Genomic DNA, 20,782 nt, shown 5'->3' on the forward strand with positions numbered 1-20,782 from the left:
TATTATATCGAAATCATACTCTATACGACGTTTCGAATTCGGTTTCTCATCTAAATTGCACAATAAAAAGAGGAAGGCTTCAAAGCCTCCCTCCCAACTCAGCAGCTATTCCATTTCAAGAATTTTACTTGCAATAATCGCTAAGTCGACAATGTCAATCTTGCCGTCCCCATTGAGATCCGCAAATTTGTAAAGATCCCAATCCGGATCGGTGGACGATCTGCCGTAGTTGCTTGCGATAACAGCCAAGTCCCCAATGCTCACTTTACCGTCCCCGTTCATATCTCCAGGGGTTGGTTTAATGACCAAAGCATTGAATGCTGCCAGCGCCGCTCTTAAATCATTTGTTGCCTGATCGACTTGAGCCTGAGTAGCCCCTGCATTATTGTAAACGGTTCTTGCGCTGCCAATTGCCGTTAACAGATTTGCTTTCGATCCTGCCGGATATTGACCGGCTTTGGTGCCTTCAACTGCGGAGTCGTGCGAGCTCTGAGCCGTGTTAATGATAGCTAAGAGCGATTCTTTATCAAGAATAACGATTTGAGCTTTGAACGCTGCCAATGCCGAGCTTAAATCGGTTACTGCTTGAGCGATTTGATTTTGGGTGGCTGCCCCATTGTTCAGCACAGCTTCCGCGCTCGTAATAGCGGCTAACAGGACAGCTTTCGATCCTGCCGGATACTGGCCGTAATCCACGCCTTCAACTGCCTGATTGTATGTGGATTTAGCCTCGCTAATTTTGAAGGAAAGTACGGTTCTGTCCGCCGGGTTCACAATAACGACGTGGGAAGCTTCCGATTCTAGTGCCGGTGTTGTTTCATCCCCAACATTGTCACCAAGAACAACTTTAGACAGTTCCAAGGTGACAGGACCGGAAGCATTCTGCTTGGCCTTCCAGTTCAGCTTGATGACCTCGCCACCGTTTATTACCATATTATCGCTTCCCAAACTAGCCCCAATAATTCGGACTTTACCTAACTCCGTATTATTTTTGAAATCCACTACTGTAAATTTATCCTTCAGCAACGATTCCGCTTTGACAAATTCAACTTGAGCTGGATTATAAGATATCGTCACATCTTGGGCATAAATCCCATTCTTCACGTTTGACAATCCATAGATCAAGCTAAACTCATCGCCAGCATTTGCCGTGCCGGTTCCTCCCAAAAACGGAGTAAGGCGATCACTCGATTGGTCATATACTTCAAACTCGGCAATATTGAAACTGGTTGATGCAGCTGTAGCGCCTAATCCAGTAACCCCCTGGCCGGTGCCTCCTGAACCTATTTGAGGACCTGCCGGACGTTTCCCGGACATCGTCAGCCTGATATACCGTTTGGTAACAGGTGCAAACTGCAGATCGCTCATAGCGGAACCGTTGCTGTTCTTCCCTGTGTATACAGTCTGCCAGTTGGTGTTGTCGTCAGATACTTCAATCGTCATGTTCTGCGCATAGTTCGCATAATCCCATCTGACGATCGCTCTGCTGAATTTAGTCGGTGTTCCGAAATCAACTTTGAACCATTGCGGATCAGCACCGGTGCCGGTATTCGTAGAGCTCTGCCATTTGGTATATACCGTGTTGTCTAAAGCATTGCTTGCATTGTTTGAACCTTGTGTCGTTGATGCTGTTGCCGACTTTCCACGTGCAAGATTAGCCGATGTAGGTGTCGGATTTTGCTTCGTAGTTAAGTTATTATAACTGTTGATTTCAACGTAAGGGTTCGCATTACCCAAATCGGAAAGATAGTATTTGGCGGTAAGGGTTCTCTCTTCTCCCGGAAGCAATAGGAAATAGTTATCTTCCATTCTAACCGGAGCGATCAGGTCACCATAGACGCCTTTTCTGATCTTAGCGAATACGGCATAGGCAATGGAGGTCCCATTGTTTTTAACCGTATAGGTAAGCGTCTGCTCTTGTCCTTGATTTACCGCCTTCGGAGTACCGACAATTTGCAGGTCAACCGGCTTCAGCTTCTGCAGTTGTGTAAAGTCTGCATATTGATTTTGCGGCGTATAGTTCCAGCTATGGTTCGCGTAGCGGACCAAATCTTTTTTCGTAGTTTGCGCATAAGAATTGACACTTACAAGCTTGTTATTCGCGTCTCTTAATTCCAATCTAAGGAAATAAGTCGGCGTGACAGCGATTGACCCTTCATCGATGCCGTCAACCACTGTGATCCCGTAAGCATTGTTAATTTTTCCTTGGAAATTAATCGTTTGATAACCGATTTGCTTAGGTACGCCACCCACAGCTGCGCTTGCTCCATCCGGAGTCACGGCCAGGTTATTGAACTCTTTTTCATACACTTTGCTGCTGTCAGTATTATAAATCTGTATCTTCGCTTTTAAACTGTTGTAATCATTTTGCGTGCTGTTAATGATCTTGACCTGCTTGGACGCATAGTCATACATGATGTGAAGCGGTTCGTTGGCGATCTTCGCACCGAAATAGGAGCCGTTCGGGTTCATATAGTAATCGAAAAGGTTCCAATAAAAACTAGGCCAAGCATTGTTGAGCATCCACTGAACCCAACCCGACGCTTTGGTATATTTGTTAGCATTCACCGCTTCATACTGTGCACGCTGTGCATCATATTGTTGAACTTGGGCCTTGATATTGTACTCTTCAAGACTGTTCGATTGACCGTAATGGTTATCCATAGCCCGATTGAAATTCGAGAGATCCCTGAAGTTGCTTCTGGCATTGTGATAATTCCATTGTTGGAAATTATCTCCGCCCACATTGTAAGGCCACAAAACATTAGCCGGCAAAATTTTCTTCATCGTTTCGATGACCGGTATGCTCGGACCAGGCCCCGCTTCGGAAGTGAAACCGAATGCACCGCCATCGTTCATATCTTCAAAATACATCGCCGGAGGAGCATAGTCATACGTAGCGTCCATATGCATGCCGCCAACCGTTCCCGTCAACGTCGCTACCTTCGCTGAACCGCTGGAGATGATGGCTCCATACTCATCCCAGTGCATCTGGTGCTCGATATCCAGATACTTCTGCTCAACTTCTTTACCACGACCTGTGCTGCTTAAAGACGCCGGATCGTCACTGCCGTTCATCCACGCGATCATACTCGGATGTACTCTTGCGATGCGAAGCTGTGAATTTAAAGACGCACTAGCAATGGCAATATCTGCATCGGTATATTGAGCCGGTTGCTGCCACTTGCTGCAGCAGACCCATCCGGTCATGTACATAATCCCGTTTGCGTCCAGAAGATCCAACAAGCTGTCGTCGAAGAACATGCCCTCATCCCGGATGGCGTTCATGCCCATATCTTGCAGGTACTGAACAACTGCACGATTTGTATCCGAATTTCGGCGAAGGAACAGGTCGGTCGGAGAATAGCCTCCCGCCTTGATAAGGACAGGTTTGTGATTCACGTAGAACTGCACCATATCCTTAAGAGGCGGATTCGTCCTTACGGAAGGAGATACATTCATCTCCGTGTTGATTTCACGAATACCAAATCTTTGAGTAATGGAGTCGCTAACTTTATTATTTGCTGTAAATTTGAATTCAATGGTGTACATAGGCTGTCCGCCCATATCCTTTGGCCACCATAACTGAGGTTTACTAATATTGAGTTCGTTAAATTTATTCGATGTAAACGCGACTTCCTGATCTTTTGCTCCCGCGTTAACGGTTAGAGGCTGAGATAACACGGCTACTACGGTATTGGATGGATCTTTAATGGATGCTTGCATGACTCCAGAAACGGAAGCACCACTATTATTGCTTACTTCCACATAAGCATTGAGATGTGCGGCTGAAAGATCGTTTTCCACCTTGGACGTCACGAACGGGTTGCGTGTCTTTACAGCATCGCTAGTCGTAATGAATACGTCGCGCCATATCCCCATGTTGTTATCCGGTGGTCTTGGAACCCAATCCACCCAATAGAGTGAAAAGTCTTTTCCATAATCCGACCTGGATACACTGACAGCAATCGTATTTTTGGTGACGCCGTCAGAGATGATATAATCCGTAATATCCAATTCGTAAGTCCGGAAAGAACCAACAATATCAGACGTTTTAGCAATTTGACGTCCGTTAACCCAAATATCGCCTGTGTAAGCGATTCCTTGGAAATTTACCAATATTCTTTTCCCCTGCTCAGAGGCAGGCAAAGTAAACTCCGTACGATACCACCAAGGAACTGTAAATCTGCTTTCATCGATTTTGGCTATGCCGTCGCCGATATACGGATCGGGAATATTGCCCGCTTGAATCAAGGCTCCCAAAACCGTATTGGGAACAGTTGTTTTAAACCAACCGGCCGTGTTATAGCTGCTGGATGAAACTGCTGATCCATCTTGCGTTGCAATGGCCGACGACTGAATCTTCCAATTGCTGCTCAATGCGTACACATTATTCAGAGAAATCGCTTTACCCACTGTATTCGTATCGCTGGAATTCGTCGATTCTGCATACGCCGGTGTGCTGTTCGTAAAAGCTAAGCTTGTGATCGACATCAACAAAGCCATCATTAGACACAGATTTTTTGTGAATGATCTGCTGACAGGCATCCCCTTATCCCTCCCATTTAATTGAAAAATTCCTTAATTACCAAAAACCAATTCGATACATTTTGTATCCAACGAGACGCAGATAAACTAACTTTCAAGAGCATTACATGCAGTCTTGGAAATTGCGAGTGGTTAATGTACAAAGGAAGCATTCTAGGCTGGTTGACAACGTGGATGAACTTTCTTTATCACCTTCTTTCCTGCGGAAAACGACTTATTCCTTTACCCCGCCTGATGTCATTCCGGTAACGAGATATTTCTGGAATACGATTGTGATTAGGAGTGGCGGCAAACACGCAAGCACACCGCCAGTTGCGACCATACCAAAATCGACTGCGTTTTTTCCGCTGAATTCTGCGATCGCGACGGGGACTGTTTTGGAGTTAAGACTGGAAGTGAATAATAATGAGAAGAAAAATTCATCCCAGGCAAGAAGAAAGGCGAAGATTCCCGTTGCCATCACGCCTGGGCGCACGATGGGCAGAATAATAAGCCTCAGCGTTTGAAATCGGCTGCAGCCATCCATATAAGCAGCTTCATAATAATCGGAAGACAAAAACTTAAAATAACTTTGCATAATCCAAATCACATATGGGATGATAAAAGTTAAATCCAGGAAAATCAATGACCATCTCGAGTCTATCATTCCTGCCTTCTGGAGCATGGTAAACAGCGGAATGACGATGACGACCGATGGAATCATATAAGTGAACAAAAACATATACAGCATCTTTTCTTTGAATTTAAAAGTATACCTCGCAAAAGCGTGAGCGGCCAAACCGCCAATTAACAAAGCGATGATCATCGTGCACAGGGCGACAATAAGGCTGTTGTACATGGAAATGCGGAATGCGTACGCCATGTTGTTCCCTTCATTGGCAAAGATATCTATATATCTTTGAAACGTGATATCTTTCGCAACCCATTTTAACGGCACGGCTGTCAAATCTTTTTGAAAGGATATGCTGGAAATCAGCAGCCAGACGAAGGGGGCAAGCGTACAGAAAGCTACCAAAACGCCGAACACGTACTGAATAACTCTGAATGTTTTGCTGCTTTTCATGCCGATTCTCCCTCTGCCTTTAATGTTTTGACATAAACAAGGGTCATCAATCCTATCATGATGGCGATCAGGAATGAAATCGTAGCCCCCTGCGAGAATTGCAGGTTGTTGAAAGCTTTCACGTAGGCTTGATAGGTAAGTACCTTTGTTCCATCAGACGGTCCTCCCATCGTCAGTGCATAGACAAGGTCAAACACTTTGAAAGTTTCCATCGTTCTCATGACGATAATTACCAAAATCATCGGCTTCAAATGAGGAAGCGTCAGTGTGAAAAATCTCCGCATCATGCTTGCCCCGTCAACACTAGCCGCTTCGTACACCGATTTATTGGTCATCTGCAGCGAGGCCAACAGGAAGATGACGACAAGCGGAGTCATCTTCCATACGTCGGACACAATCACCATGTTCATCGCAAGCCACGGCTTGCTGAGCCATGATTGGTAATGCGGGATAATGTGCAATTGGGTCAAGAAAGCGTTCAAGGCTCCGTACTCCGGGTGATAAATCCATTTCCACATGGCGCCGTTCACGATCGTCGGCACTGCCCACGGCAGAATGATGATTGTGCGTAAAATAGCCATGCCTTTGATCTTCTCGTTTACTAACAAAGCAATCATCAAACCGAGAACGATTTCTATTGAAATCGATACGAAGGAGAAGTAGGCCGTTCTTCCAGTGGAAGCCCAGAACGTCGAGTCCGTTAGCGCATTTATATAATTTTGCAGCCCTACAAAATCCCCCATCGATTCTACGGTGAGCGACATGCTATATAAGCTTAATATAAACGTATAGATCAATGGAAAAAGGACGATTCCGAATACCACCAAGATAGCCGGAGTGATGTTAAACCAGGCATAGGCGCTATCACTCATTCTTCGCATGAGGCTTCCCTTCCCTTACTCTTCCTTATTTGCTTTCGGAAATTTTTATCGCTTTTTGCTGTAAGCCATCCAACGCCGCTTGCACAGTAACGGAACCGTTCAACGCTTTGCTTATCGCGACCTGCAATTCGTTGGAAAACTCGCCGTACCACGGAACAACTGCGCGGTTAACCAAATAGTCGTACTGTGTTTTCGACAGCTTCACGAGGTCTGGATTCGTTGCGATTACGGCTTGATCGTCAAAGAGCGACTTCCAAATCGGGAGAGCATCTTTCGCATATTTCTTCTGGAAATCCTTTGCCGCCAAGAACTGTATATATTTCCATGCTGCATCGGCATTCTTGCTTCCTTTCGGAATCGCGAGTCCCATTCCACCGTTCACTGTTGCGCTTGCTACTTTGGATGTGCCCGGGCTTAGCGCAATCCCTACTTTTCCTACAACTTGGGATTCCTTCGAATCATTATTTGCCATGTCATACATATACGTCCAGTTTAGCGCAAACGCCGCTTTACCGCTGGAAAAAGCACCTCTCACGTCTTCTTCCAAAAATTCAAGCGAACTTGGATTGGAAAGCCCTGATTTGATCGATTGAACCATGAAATTAATTGCTTCCACATTGGCAGGACTATTAACGGTAGGCTTGCCGTCCGTGACCAAATGACCCCCGAAGGACTCCGTGATCGACGTCACATCGCATACCAGCGCCTCGGCCTGCTTCCACGACCAAGCAACCGGGAATTCTACAATCTTCTTCTCCTTCAAAATCTTCGCGTCGGCAATCAGTTCGTCCCACGTTTTCGGCGGAGCGGCAATACCTGCTTGCTGCAGCATTTCTTTGTTATAAAAGAGATATTTCGTATCGTTCAGCCACGGCATGCCATACAATTTGTTGTTGTAAGATACCGCATCGAGTGCTCCCTGAAAAATATCCTTTCGGTCGCTGTCCGGCAGCTTATTTGTAACGTCCATAATAATGCCGGCTTTGGCGAATTTTGCAGTCCAAGGCGCATCAATCAGTACAACGTCATAACTGCCCCCGCCTGTAATAATTTTCTGTTCCAACGCTTCATAAGGTACAAAGATCGGCTCTACCTTAATCGTTGGATTTGCTTTCATGAACTCGTCGGTAGCCTGCTGCGTCGTTTCTTCACTGTACCCCGCCTGTTTCATAAAAATGGCTTTCAATGTTACATTTTTGTTGTCTGTTTGACTCCCCTTGCTTGAACAAGCTGCTAACGATCCGATACTCAATGTAGTGGCCAACACTAGAACGACACATTTGTTCATATGCCTTGCCTCCCTCACTCATTTTTCATGTATTTGATGAAAAATGTAAGTAATCAGCCGATGGCGTCGGCATTCCGCCGAGCAGAGCAGGTTCTATCATGGTTAGGATCGGTTATAATTCCTTACTTTTTTCGAAATACCGCGAATTGTTACCGCTTTCATAACTCTATTCCTAACTACCCGTCATTCATTTTCCTGTATCTGTTCAAAAGCGTATGTAATGGCACCGATGGCTCCGGCATTTCCTCCTAGCAGAGCTAGCTCTATCTTCGTTTCAATGGGAGTAGAATTGGCAACTTTCTTCTTAATAAGATCTAAGAAAGGTTCGAGCAATTCGGAAATTTCTCCTCCGATAATCACTTTCTCGGGATTCATGAGGCTAACAATATTGGAGATGGCCGTTGACAAATGAATGATAAATTCATCTACAATGGCACTGGCTCGCTGATCGCCGGATAACGATAGTTGAAACAATTCTTCAGGCGAGTAACCGCTTTGGGCAAGCGCCGTGCCGGAAATTTTATTTTCCAACATGCCGAATTTTTCAGCATCATTAACGAGATTGTTTCTTACTTCATCCGGGGTGACAAAATATCCGATTTCACCGGCGGCATAGCGATGCCCGGTAATTAATTCACCGTTGGCGATAATTGCGCTGCCTAATCCGGTACCGATGGCGATAAATACGATGTGGCTTGCATTGCCTCCGGACCCTAGCCATTTCTCCCCAAGCGCTGTGCAATTCACATCGTTGTTGAAAAACAACGGAAATGTAAAATGGGGCTGAAGCTCCTGTCTCAAATTTACATTTTTATACCCCAGAGCGGGTGCATCGTTCATTAGGATACCATTCTCTATGTCAATTGTACCTGGAAGACTCACGCCCATACCGATAATTTCGCTAGACTCTAAAGGTGATCTTTCGATACAGGATTTGATAAGTTCAATCAAGACCGAAAATTGTTTGGGAATCGGATGGTTCTCTTTGAAAACTACATTTCCGTCTAAATCCGAAATCAGAATGAGCGTTTTGGTGCCGCCAATATCAACGCCGATCCCATAGGCCGACTTGGTGTTAAACCCAAGCTTCATCCCCCGGCGCCCGCCTTCGCTTGTCGAACTGCTTAAGCCTAATTCTTTCACAAATTTTTTATGAATCAATTCATCCACGATCAAGGAAACTGTCGAACGGCTGAGATGCAATTTTTGAGCAATTTGAGCACGTGTGATAGGTTCATCTTCGCGAATGAGTCTGAGAACAAGAGAGCGGTTTACCTTCTTGATCATCTCCAAGTTACCCGTTTTGGTCATGACAACCTCCTTGCAGTGTTTTGTTTGTCCGACGTAAAAACTAACTAAACTCAGTATATAGTCGGCTCCTAATTTATGTCAATACAATCATAGATGACGTTACTACTATGTAAAAATTAGGGAAAAGTTCCCTTTAAATGGACTTCGGAGGCTTCTTATATCCATTTAATAGGAAAAACCCCCACTATTTTCGCCGATTTCATGAGAATTCTCTGAATCCGGTCAAATGAATGGGAGTTTCGTTTAATAATCCTTGAGAGGTCCTCTTTCGTGACATTTAGAGGGAGATTTTATTTTCCAGTTATTTTACTGCAATAAAAATCTGTATCTGCGTCTCAGCGGGATCCCAATTTCTGGTGTCATACAGCTCGTAATCCCCCGTGTATGTCCTTACTTCCTCTGATTCCTTAAAATAAGCCCAAATAGTTCCCCATGCCTGCGCGACCACTTCATAAACAGGGCCCTTTTCAGTCGTAAATACTAAGTATTTGCCCGCCGGCACATGAACGGTATGAAACTTCTCCTGATCTTGCGATTTATCGCCGGCTGCTTCGTGCCCGATCAGCGTGGTGTAAGCGCCTGAAGCGTCACTTTCATAATCCGTATAGAGCGCATAGATCAGATGGGCATTGATAGTCAGGGTTTGCGACGCGATTTGGCATTGAAAATACGTTTCCCACAACTGCGGCAGCCGCCGATTCGGACCCGCTTCGTCCGCGTTTGTTGTTCGCACGTGAACGCCTGTTAGTGTTATTGCTGGTTGCTCCATGATAAATGTATGCATCGATTCGTCCTCATCTCCTTGTATTTATCATCAGTATACAGGGAGAACGTGGACACCTATCTGTCCAGTTTCTGATAACGCTCCATAATTTTTCGTGCCCGATTCACCATTTCATCGGCTACGTGGGACGGTTCTTCGACTCTAACATGTTCGCCGTAACTCAGCAGCATGCCGTACAGCCATTCATCTTCGGTGAAGGGTCCTTTTACCTGCAAAGAACCATCCTCTTGTCTTGTCACTAGCTTTGGATCGAAGGTATCCCCCACGCGGTGCCGAACTTTCGAATCAAACAGAAATGTCATCTCTTGCAAATTCGTATTCGACCAATCCGACTCCCAGGCGTAGCCCTCTAGCGAAGGGGCTTGTTTTCTTATAAAAGATTGCTCCAGCACCCGCAGCTCCTGTATACGAGATAACCGGAACACCCGGAATTCACTTCGAAGCGTGCAATAAGCCTGCAAATACCAGAGGTATCCTTTTAAAATTAAAGCTGCAGGCTCAATGACTCTCTCACTCTCCGTACCGTTCATGTTCAAGTACTTGAAGCTAACTTTGCTTGTACGCTCAATCGCCTGTCTCAGGCAGTTCACTTTCTCCCGCGCAGCAGGTCCTTGCCCCCACGGATTGAAATCGAAAACAATTCCCGCTCCCTGCTGCTCCAATTGAAGGCGGTCGACCCTGCTGAGCAGCGCCTTTACCTTATCCAGCAGAGTGCCAATCATGCGATCATCCACGGCTGTATGTATCCCTTTTACTGCCGCGACGATCGCTTCTATTTCACCGAGCGTTAAAAATTGCCGAGCCATGGCATAAGGTGCCATGATTTCAAATCCGCCGGAGATGCCCTGGTGGGCTACAATCGGAATGCCCGATTGATTCAAGGTCTCCATATCCCGATAAATTGTCTTCGTCGAAACTTCAAAACGATCAGCCAATTCTTTGGCACTGACACGCTCACGATTCAACAGCAGCACCGTCATTGCCAGCAAACGGTCAATTTTCATACCTAAACCGACAATATCCACTGTGCTATATCTTCTACAACAGTGCTGTTCACGGTTTGCGGGATCTTATATTCCTCCCAAATGTCTTTCAACGTACCATACACAGCTGTCATAAACATATGATTCAAACCGGGATAGAGCTTGAATGCAGCATCAGGATGGTCTTTTAACATTTCACGGAATCGGTCAAAATCTTTTTCTATGGAAACCTGTACATCTTTATCACCCTGTATGACGAAAATCGGCTTTTTGCTTTGCAATAAATAATCTTGGATTGGATGCTGCTTCATTTCTTTCAGGTACCAAGCATAAACAGAACCGAACAAAATCGTCTGTTGCGCCATCTCATCCGTCATTTCGGTTATCGCATCGAACTTGTCTTGCAGTTCTTTTATCTGCTTGATGGCTATCTCTTGCTGAGATTTTTCAAGATGCTTGATGGCATCTTCATTTTGGTTGATAATGACTTCTTCAAGCGTTCGGGAAGTGCCGGCTAGGATGAATAAACCTGCCATGTCGCCGCCTTCGGCATCGATTCTGGGGGCAAGCATTCCGCCTTGACTGTGTCCAATCAAGAATACGCGGTTTGCATCCACGCGAGGGTCTTTTTTTAGCATTTGGACAGCCCTAATCGCATCCTGAATAATCTCTTCTTTTACTGTGAGCTTGCCGCCGAGTTCTTCTATTAGCTCCTTGCCATAGGTATAAGTGCGTTTATCGTACCGGAGCGATGCGATGCCTTCTTTGGAAAGGCCGTCCGCAAGGTCTCGAAACAGCTTATTTGCGCCAATTGTTTCATCTTTATCCAAGGGACCGGAGCCATGTACAAATACAACGGCCGGGACTTTATCTGTATGAGAATCCGGCAGCGTCAACAGTCCTTCCAACGGGTAAGCCGCGTTTGCCACAACCGTAACTTGTTCGATCATTTTATAACCTCCTGTATGGATTTATTAGGTAATTCCATGCAATTACTGCAGTATCCTGCACGTTATAGGATAGTCAAAATAAGGAACAATAAAAACCAAAAAGATTGGTAAACATAAACGGTGAGCTGTAGCTGGAAAACAACTTACGATTTTGTGACTGGAGCTGCCCGATGATGAAAATACTGCTGCTGGCTTTCTTAATGTTTGTATTAACCACATCTTATGCAATGGCCATTGACCTGTTTTCGGGGATAAGTCTGCACTATTCAATCCGAGGCATGCTAAGCACGCTGAAAATGATGACCCCTGCAGAGATCGTTATTTTGATAGTCATCGGTCTTATGTTATTGGCACCGCCTCTACTGTCTCGATATCTCAACAAATCAGAGAGCTAAGGGCTGTTTTTCGTACGGACCCAGTATTGTCGAAGCCATGAGATCAGGAGCAGCAGGATCGGAATAACCGTTTGGAAAGGAAACAGCAGTTTAAACGGAACGAATTTAATGCCTTCCTTCATGTGTTCCGTGAAAGAGCTGGCAATCGTCATGGAACTGAACAGGATGACGATACCAATCGGCAAAACGAGTTTCTTCTGTTCTTTAATCTGAAATAAATCTGCGATGGCCAAAACTGACGCATAATAAAACATAGCGATCTTAAAGAAATCGCATATAATAAAGGTTAAAATCGCGATCGCGTCGAAGCGCTGGAGGAAGTCTGCAATTTTAACAATACTGATCGTTAACAACAAAGGGAACGCATTGCGGCTTACCATGTTGTAACCAAGTACGGAGATTTCAAGCGTGATCGTATAGCTTAATACGAGCCCGCCCAGTACCATGGCAAACAGACCGGTTTTCATGGCATGCTGAGATTTTTGCAGGTATGGGAACAACATTGTAAAGCAAATCATTTCCCCGAAGGGAAAAGCCAGCGTCTGCGGAAAAGCTTCTGTCCAAATAGGCTTCCAACCGTTTTCGAGTACCGGCAATAAATTTTTAATATCTACGAGACCCGACAACCATACAAGCCCGTTGCCCATGATGCCCAAAAAAACCAAGATCAAAAAGAAAATTTCCCCTGTTCTTACCAGCACTTGCACCCCTTTATACAACACATACGCAATCACAATAAACATGATGAAGTTAACAACAAAGAGCGGCGTTTGATCATAAAGAGCCGTTACCAGCAAGTCTCCGGCATCTCTCAAATCTCTTGCGGCACCGTAAATGAACAGAAGAAGATACAATAATCCTACAAACCACCCGAGATACTTTCCAAGTATCTCTCTCAAATATCCGGTTAACGGCAGACCCCTATGCCTATGAAATAAAGTGACATAAACACTGTACAGGATCAATCCCCCAATGAGACCAAGCAAAATGGCAATCCATGCATCCTTCTTGGCAGCTACCCCAAGACTCACAACAATCGCAGTTCCGAATTCAAACAGAAGGATGAGCACAAAGTATTGCCATGCGTTGATTTTCGTTTTTTCCATCAGCATCAAACACCTTCCCGCGACTGCACGAACTTATTTTTTGTAGAAATAAGGCTTTGTCACTAAACCGGTCCTGCGTATATAGGCTGTCACCTCAACATTTACAGGAATTTCGGCAAATGTCGTGTTCCAGTCACCCTTGAGCTTTTTCCATGCCTTGGGGTTTTCTATGTTCACATATTCCCCAAAACCAAAAATATCGGTTTTTGCTTTTTGTGCTTTCTTAACGGCTGCGAGCACCATTCGTTTCGTCTTGTCAGCCAACTCATTCTCAATTTTCATTATTTCTTCAGGATCGCTCAGATCCAGACCGCATCTTGTTTCGGCGATATCGCCTTCTTCTTTGATCTCGATATTCATCGAAGGTTTCCCCGCAGTAACTTTTGCGTGTACTTTTGTCTTTGACCGGAGAACAACGATATCGAGCGAATCTTCTTTTTCATGACAAGCGAGCGTGACAACCGTATTCTTCATTTTATTTAATGTCCATTCGGTACCGTATACCTCGTCGCCATCTAACCATGTTGTTAATTTCATATCTTTGAAAACCGCAATTCCGCTGATAGCAAGCATGGTTTTGGGTTCGGTTGTCCGAAGATTTGTTTGTTTGCCTCCAGATTTTGGGTTTCCAAATATTTGAATGCCGCTAATGCTAAGTTCTTTCCCCTCACTGACTATCATTTTGATAACGTCTACCACTTCGCTGCTCATATTCGACGACAATTCGTTTGACGCTAATTTTAATTGATCCACAACGGAGGTACCCGGTACTTTCTCAATGGGAGATAGGATATCGATGACGGATTTCGCGTCTCCATTTCTGGCGATAAGTACATTGATGTTCAGCCTGGCCTCGTAAAATCTTTCGATAAAATCAAAGAGCTCCTTAATGCCATCTTGAGCTAAAGCCTCCCCAATGACCATTAGACGTACATGAGAGAAAAATATCCGCCGCGGCAGCTGCTTCGAAACATTAAGCGTAGCCTCGCGAATCGTCTTCCCCGCCCCATAATACACGCTTACAGGCAGTGAATATCCGCCGCCACCGCCGGAAGACTTGCCTGCTACTTCCGAAGGATTAATAATTTGAAAAGAGACGCGGTACTCATCATCTTGCAGCTTATCCACGCCTATGGCAGAAACAATGGAAAGATCCGATAGCTCTCTCCGATTCCAACATCCTGTAATCATCAGCGTTCCCAAAAGGATTAAGATCAATAAAAACCGTTTGACGTTAATGGTCTTCATCTTCATTCCTTTCTCCATGATGACTGAAAAGGGATGAATTCCCTTTTGAAACCTGGGTAATTTTCATAAATTTGAATAGTTTAGACTTCACGATGACCGACCAGTGAGGCAATCGAACCACAGTATCTTTTTGATCGAACAAATTAAATGGCGCGAAAGGCGACAAATAAGGTGTCCCGAACGAGTGCAGGCTGGTCATATGAGCTATAAAAAAAATCGTCCCCATCGTAATGCCGAAAGCACCGAAGCTTGCAGCCAAAATCATCAGGACGAAGCGCAGCATTCTTGCGGTTATGGCAATATTGAACGCTGGCGAAGCGAAACTGGCAATTCCGGTAATGGCGACAACAATAACCATAGCCGGGGAAACAATTCCCGCTTGTACCGCTGCTTGACCTAGGACGAGCGCTCCTACGATGGAAACGGCCTGGCCGACAGAACGGGGCATACGAACGCCCGCTTCCCGCAAAATTTCAAAGCTCAGTTCCATCATCAATGCTTCAACTAATGCGGGGAATGGAACCCCTTCTCTGGAAGAAACAAGACTGAACAGGAGCTGAGACGGAATCATTTCCTGATGAAATGTGATCAATGCGATGTAGATGGCAGGTCCCATGATCGATATAAAAAAACTGATATAACGCAGCAGCCGCACAAATGTTGCAAAATCGAACCGATGGTTATAATCATCCGGCGACTGGAAAAATTGAGAGAAAATCGTTGGTACGATGAGTACGAAGGGTGTTCCGTCCACGAATATGGCTACTCTTCCTTCAAGAATATTAGCCGAGATAATATCGGGACGGTCCGTATTATACATGGTCGGAAACGGCGTGAATGTCTGATCTTCAATCAGTTCTTCAATAGTACCGGTCTCCTTAATGGAGTCGATGTCGATTTCATGAAATCTCTTCTTAATTTCTTTTATAAGATCCTCTTTGACTGTTCCGTTGAGATACAAAATAGATACATCTGTTGGCGTGATTTTTCCGATCCTCATATTTTCCAGCCATAAATTCGGATTTCTAATGCGGCGGCGGACAAGTGCGATGTTGGTGCCAATCAATTCGGTAAATGCATCTTTAGAACCGCGGATAACGACTTGGGTCGTAGATTCCGAGATGGGTCTTTGCTCTCCTCCTTTGGTATTGGCGCTAATGGCTATATCGGAACCGTCAATCAAGATAACCGTATTGCCTGACAAACAAGACATCATCATATCGCTCCAAGTATCCATCGTGTGAAGTTCATGGATCTCAAGAGCATGATTTCTTAGAAATTGCAATAAGCTCTCGTGCGGACTTACGTTTGTCAACGACGGATCCAGGTTATCGCTGCCCAGAATATGTTCCACGAAATGCGTGATGGCATCTTTGTTGACCAATCCGTCCATATAAATGACAGCTGCTTGAAGCACGGACCCGGTGCCTAGGTGGAATACACGGATAATAATGTCAGGGCTATAACCGAATTCCTTCTTCATTTGATCGATATTCGTTTGCAAGTCGGTGGACAGACTCCGCGTTCCGGAATTGGTTTCGAACTCTTTTTTCGGATTCTGGGATTTTCTGCTCCATTGTTTGCGAAATTGTTTCCAGAATGACATATTCAAACTCCGATCGAAGATTTAGGCATATTCTTTCCTGCCGCGATTCTCCTTATACATAAAATGGTAATGGGGATTAGACGAAAAGAGGAACCCCGTTAATATGGAGTTCCTCTAATGGCATACGGCTCTATTTCATTGTCATGCAACATGCGTCCTCTTATACAAAACAGATATCGCGGCTGCGATAAGGATCATACCCATAAAAGCGGGAGCGGCATGACCAAATGATACATAAATTTGACCACCAATAATAGGCCCAATCATTCTTGCTAATGCTTGAATAGACTGGCTGCCCCCTTGAATCCTCCCTTGTTCGCTTGCATCGACAGACTTGGAGAGCATTCCATTGAATGATGGCCCAAAAATCGAATCGCCAAAACCAAATATGAACATGCCAGCGATTAAAAGAGGATAAAATGAGAACAAAGAAGATAGCGCAATAAGACTATAGCCGATCATTTCCGAAACCATTCCAAGAATGGCTATTTGTTTATCTTTTAATTTCTTCAATAGCTTTGGCATGATGAAACCTTGTGAAATGATGTCCTGGACGCCCATAATTGAAAACATGAGTCCGATTAGCGCAGGCTTCCAACTGAAAGTATCCATCGTAAATTGTGAGAAAACGGCTTGTAATGATCCATTAGGTATCCAAAGCAAGAATGCAGAGACAAGCAGTCTATTTAAGTTCTTCATAGTAAGCAGGTTGGCAAGCTGTGTAAATGGATTCAGTCTGGCAAAGGTAATCTCCTTCCGTCTATGATTGTTGGCGAGGCTCTCAGGCATAAAGAAGTATCCATAAACAACATTCAACAAAGTGATTGCCGCTCCAAAATACATCGGTACCGAATAACCAAACTTAGCAAGCAATCCGCCTAGCGTTGGACCAATGACGGTCCCTACGCCTACAACAGCGCTCACCCATCCAAAGTATTTCGTTCTCTGATCTGGAGGAATGATGTCTGCAAAATAGGCGAAAATCGTGCTTATGCTCCCGCCTGTTATACCTTCTATTATGCGACCAGCAAATAGGATCCATAAAGCTCCTCCTATGCCAAAAACAAAGTACCCGATGGCTGAACCCAATAGGCATACTAAAAGCAATGGACGACGGCCATATTTATCGCTCAAAGCGCCAAGCACAGGGGCCGCGAAAAACACGCAGACAGCATAAACAGAGGTCAGTAGCGTAACAACGATAGCCTGTTCTCCCGGATTGTTCATATAAGGCTGAACTAAGAATGGGACGACAGGTGCTATGATACTGAAGCCTATTCCGCAAAGAAACACAGAGATAAGTCCGAATAGTAAAGCATGTTTATTTACGGTGTGATCTGTGTCCTGTTTATGGAGTGATTTAGATTTGAACATTACGTTCTCCTTTCAAAAGTTGCAATATTGATTCCTAGGAAACAAAATCATATTCTCATATTTTTGTTTCCTTGTCAACAAAATGACAGCCCAATTCGATTGAAAGAGTCAAACCACGCTTCGGACACAACGGTCGTTATCTATGCGAAAAGCATCATGTCTCTCTGCTGACGGACACCAGCGTCCTTATTTGCCAATTTCGGGAAGTAAATAGTCCCCAAGGGAGTAAATAACAGCGCTGGTGTCCGCTACATGTTTGAAAAGGGGCTTCTCAATCGAATAAGAGCCACTCAGTCCGGTAACGAGGACAAAACTGTGCTAACGTAATTACGCCTGCCCAACCAGCTGAACGAACCCTCTTCACGTGACAACTGCAAAACTGCATTCCGCACTAAAATTCTGATCAAAAAAAACAACCATACACTATAGTGCCGGCTGCTTGTGTTTTCATTTTCATTATTCAAATTTATTCCGACTTCATATCTATACCCTGTTTCTTAATTTCTGCCTCCAAATGCTGACTATACTTTTCCAAGAAGCGAAGCATACTATCAAATTGTTCCTCGGTTACCTGCTCAAACACAGCTTTATCCCGCTCTTGAAACTCTTTGTGCAGGTCATCATGAATTTTATAAATGACTTTCCCTTTTTCAGTAAGCCTAAAATAGATTTCTTTCTTGTTATCCGATTTCTGGTAGCTTTCGATAAGGCCTTTTTCCATAAGCTTCTTCGTCATTTTACTCATAGCGCCGCGAGTCATATAAAAGGATTCCGCAAGTTTTGTCACGTTGGAATCTGCATTTTTTCCAATGTATTCGACGCAGTGTACCTCGGAAGATTTATACCCCTTAAGACTCTCTTCCATCTTATCCTTATTAAGCCAAACGATCTTGTTATATACGTCCCTGAATCCCATCATCACCTGGTCTTCTTTGTTCATGGCCTATCCTCCCTCCCGTTCATGCTATGGACATAGCCGGTGAGTTTTATACAAAAATAAGAGGCTATCCCCTTGTCATTACTATGACTTGTGGGACAGCCTTCCCAGCAGTTATGCTTCTATAGTCACAAGGATAAACGACTTCGTCGTCCTTTCAGGACGGGCGCTTGTCAAACAGCGGAATGCATTGATTTATCGGTATTATACACCAATTCTCTGGAAAGTCATAACTGGATAAGCATTCGTTTCGCTAAACCGACTTCGCGCCTAACAATTCAAACCGTTTTGCTTTCTCTTTAATATATTCCGCAGTTCGCAGCGCAAGCGACATCACCGTATTCGTTGGATTCCCGGCGCCAGAAGTTACAAATATACTCGCATCGCATATAAATAGGTTCGGAATGTCATGAGTTTGTCCATAAGAATTGACAACGGAAGATTTCGGATCGTTCCCCATCCGGCAGCCTCCCATCATATGCGCGGTGTCAGGCACGACATATTCGACTTTCCCACCCGCCGCCTTGAGTATTGCACTCATATTTCCGACAGCATGCTCAATGAGTTTCTGATCGTTATCCCCATAACTGAAGGTTACTTTTGCGCGCGGCAAACCGTGCTCATCTTTTTCGTCTACCAGCGTGACTCGGTTCGATGGGCTTGGAAGTACTTCGCCAACTAATGTAACTCTCCCGTAATAGTTATAGTTCAATAGCGTCTCCCTGAGGCGCTCCCCCCAGATGGGTCCGCCTTCCGCTTGCGAAATCGCTTTGGAAAACTCGACCGGCCTCGAACCATGAGAATGAAGTGTATAACCGCGAGTAAAGTTGTTCTTAGGATCGGTTCGGTAAAACTCTTGCGTTGTTGCTAAAACCGGCGTACCTTTATACAGTCTAATTTCATCCTCAAATCTGGCATAGACGTCTTGGGAGCTGTGAACCATGATCGCTTTCCCAACCCATCCGCTGCTATTGGCTAGACCATCCGGAAACTGCGCATTGGCAGAGTTAAGAAGCAAACGCGGAGTTTCTACAACAAAAGCAGACAGAATCACAATTTTAGCTTTCTGCTCATAGGTTTTTCCCTTATGTACAAAAGTGACTCCTTTCGCCAGCCCGTCTTTCCCCATTACTACCTGCGTCACCATGCAATCGGCCAACACTTCTGCTCCAGCTTTAATAGCTTTAGGAATATGAACGATGAGTGTGCTGAATTTAGCGTCAGGCATGCATCCTTGATTACAGAAACCGCGATTGATACATGGGGGCCGGCCTTCAAACGGCGCAGAAAGTATCGCAAGCGGAGCCACAGATGAGCGTATCCCCAGTTTCTCGCAACCGTTCCTGAACATATAAGCATTCGGACTTAGAGGCTCCCTTTCGGGATAAGGATAAGGGCCATGATAATTCCCCCATGGAAAATGTTTAGGCCCGGATACGGCAATTTCCTTTTCGGTTCTGGCATAGTAAGGCTCCAGATCCTCATAGCTTATCGGCCAGTCATCGGCAACGCCGTCCATGGTTCTAGCTTTAAAATCCACATCATGAAATCGTAGAAATACAGCCGTAAAGTGTACCGTCCCTCCGCCGATCCCCCAGCCGGAATTGTTATGCCCCATCGTTAAGGGGTTGTTTCCATCCACAATCCGGGTATCCTGCCATCCTAAGCTTTGCATCGTTAGCTCGTCACTTGCTAAGTCTTTTTGCGTATCTCGAAAAGGTCCCGCATCCAAGACGACCACGCTCATTCCGGCTTCGCTCAATTCTTTGGCAAGCACACCCCCGGCTGCCCCTGCCCCAACAATCACGACATCGACTTCTTCATTCCTATAGTTTTGCGTTTGCATGGAATCAACTCACCTCCCAATACATGGCAATCAACCCGAGAACACTCATAGCGGAGAACAATAACGGAAGCATAATTGGCGGGCCTTTGAGAAAATTGCTTAATGACCACCCATCAACTCGAATACCCACTCCCCGAAAATGGAAAAAGAAACCCACCAGGCCAAATAAAACGCCCAGCCACATTAGAACCGAAAACAAACTATGCAGCCAACCGACGTTGCACCAGGTCAAAATCATGCCCGAGATAAAAAAAATGGGCGCTGAAATGACGGGTACCCACATCGATTTATTGTGAAAATTTTGCCGGTAATGAAACATTGTCACTTGAATACCGAGAGCTAAAAATGCCACACTTACGAAAAGAATAAGAATCCGGTCAATGGACCATGCGTGCCAAATCATGCTGTTACCTCTTTTCATGAATACTCTATTCGTTTCTAATCATTTCCTGCATCACAAGA

The 20,782-nt window shown here is 44.9% G+C and carries 16 protein-coding genes; 1 reads left to right on the top strand and 15 read right to left on the bottom strand.

All coding sequences use genetic code 11. The features are described from left to right. Positions 1 to 105: 105 nt before the first annotated feature. The 8 genes from AC3WRW_RS20555 to AC3WRW_RS20590 all read right to left on the bottom strand — a co-directional run bounded on the left by AC3WRW_RS20555 (position 106) and on the right by AC3WRW_RS20590 (position 11,808). On the bottom strand, positions 106 to 4,509 hold the full coding sequence (locus AC3WRW_RS20555; RefSeq protein WP_492548166.1) for a glycosyl hydrolase 2 galactose-binding domain-containing protein: 4,404 nt from the start codon (positions 4,507 to 4,509) through the stop codon (positions 106 to 108). A gap of 253 nt (positions 4,510 to 4,762) precedes the next feature. After that, a complete protein-coding gene (locus AC3WRW_RS20560; RefSeq protein WP_492548167.1) occupies positions 4,763 to 5,611 on the bottom strand; it encodes a carbohydrate ABC transporter permease in 849 nt (282 codons plus the stop codon). Then, the gene (locus tag AC3WRW_RS20565) at positions 5,608 to 6,492 is read right to left on the bottom strand and encodes a carbohydrate ABC transporter permease (protein WP_492548168.1); all 885 of its coding nucleotides are present in this window, start codon (positions 6,490 to 6,492) and stop codon (positions 5,608 to 5,610) included. Before AC3WRW_RS20565 ends, AC3WRW_RS20560 begins: the two co-directional genes overlap by 4 nt. A 25-nt stretch (positions 6,493 to 6,517) precedes the next feature. Further along, positions 6,518 to 7,780, bottom strand: a complete 1,263-nt coding sequence (locus AC3WRW_RS20570; protein WP_492548169.1) for an ABC transporter substrate-binding protein — start codon at positions 7,778 to 7,780, stop codon at positions 6,518 to 6,520. A gap of 183 nt (positions 7,781 to 7,963) precedes the next feature. Next, positions 7,964 to 9,091: an ROK family transcriptional regulator gene (locus AC3WRW_RS20575; protein ID WP_492548170.1), complete on the bottom strand. Its 1,128-nt coding sequence runs from the start codon at positions 9,089 to 9,091 to the stop codon at positions 7,964 to 7,966. A 301-nt stretch (positions 9,092 to 9,392) separates the two neighbouring features. Next, entirely contained in the window at positions 9,393 to 9,875 is a 483-nt protein-coding gene (locus tag AC3WRW_RS20580) for a GyrI-like domain-containing protein (protein WP_492548171.1), read from the bottom strand. Positions 9,876 to 9,931: 56 nt separating this feature from the next. Then, positions 9,932 to 10,900: a helix-turn-helix transcriptional regulator gene (locus AC3WRW_RS20585; protein ID WP_492548172.1), complete on the bottom strand. Its 969-nt coding sequence runs from the start codon at positions 10,898 to 10,900 to the stop codon at positions 9,932 to 9,934. Beyond that, positions 10,882 to 11,808 carry an alpha/beta hydrolase family protein gene (locus AC3WRW_RS20590; RefSeq protein WP_492548173.1) on the bottom strand — a complete coding sequence of 309 codons (927 nt, stop codon included), beginning with the start codon at positions 11,806 to 11,808 and terminating at the stop codon, positions 10,882 to 10,884. The genes AC3WRW_RS20585 and AC3WRW_RS20590 overlap by 19 nt, the downstream gene beginning before the upstream one ends. 170 nt (positions 11,809 to 11,978) lie before the next feature. On the opposite strand from AC3WRW_RS20590, the gene AC3WRW_RS20595 reads away from it, so the two are divergent. Further along, complete coding sequence (locus AC3WRW_RS20595) at positions 11,979 to 12,203, top strand: YczF family membrane protein (RefSeq protein ID WP_492548174.1); 225 nt, start codon at positions 11,979 to 11,981, stop codon at positions 12,201 to 12,203. Here the strand turns inward: AC3WRW_RS20595 and AC3WRW_RS20600 are convergent. From AC3WRW_RS20600 to AC3WRW_RS20630, 7 genes are all read right to left on the bottom strand, one after another. After that, complete coding sequence (locus AC3WRW_RS20600; RefSeq protein ID WP_492548175.1) at positions 12,200 to 13,309, bottom strand: GerAB/ArcD/ProY family transporter; 1,110 nt, start codon at positions 13,307 to 13,309, stop codon at positions 12,200 to 12,202. The two genes, AC3WRW_RS20595 and AC3WRW_RS20600, sit on opposite strands and share 4 nt — an antisense overlap. A gap of 33 nt (positions 13,310 to 13,342) precedes the next feature. Next, on the bottom strand, positions 13,343 to 14,557 hold the full coding sequence (locus tag AC3WRW_RS20605; protein WP_492548176.1) for a Ger(x)C family spore germination protein: 1,215 nt from the start codon (positions 14,555 to 14,557) through the stop codon (positions 13,343 to 13,345). Next, positions 14,544 to 16,163 (bottom strand): spore germination protein, encoded by a 1,620-nt coding sequence (locus tag AC3WRW_RS20610; protein ID WP_492548177.1) that lies wholly within the window; start codon positions 16,161 to 16,163, stop codon positions 14,544 to 14,546. The genes AC3WRW_RS20605 and AC3WRW_RS20610 overlap by 14 nt, the downstream gene beginning before the upstream one ends. Before the next feature lie 141 nt (positions 16,164 to 16,304). After that, positions 16,305 to 17,537 (bottom strand): MFS transporter, encoded by a 1,233-nt coding sequence (locus AC3WRW_RS20615; RefSeq protein ID WP_492548178.1) that lies wholly within the window; start codon positions 17,535 to 17,537, stop codon positions 16,305 to 16,307. Positions 17,538 to 18,003: 466 nt separating this feature from the next. Further along, a complete protein-coding gene (locus AC3WRW_RS20620) occupies positions 18,004 to 18,477 on the bottom strand; it encodes a MarR family winged helix-turn-helix transcriptional regulator (RefSeq protein WP_492548179.1) in 474 nt (157 codons plus the stop codon). Between the two features lie 250 nt (positions 18,478 to 18,727). Then, a complete protein-coding gene (locus AC3WRW_RS20625; RefSeq protein WP_492548180.1) occupies positions 18,728 to 20,320 on the bottom strand; it encodes a GMC family oxidoreductase in 1,593 nt (530 codons plus the stop codon). 4 nt (positions 20,321 to 20,324) lie between these two features. After that, the gene (locus tag AC3WRW_RS20630) at positions 20,325 to 20,741 is read right to left on the bottom strand and encodes a hypothetical protein (RefSeq protein WP_492548181.1); all 417 of its coding nucleotides are present in this window, start codon (positions 20,739 to 20,741) and stop codon (positions 20,325 to 20,327) included. Positions 20,742 to 20,782 lie beyond the last annotated feature (41 nt).

The sequence above is a fragment of the Paenibacillus sp. FW126-R14 genome (assembly GCF_058789495.1).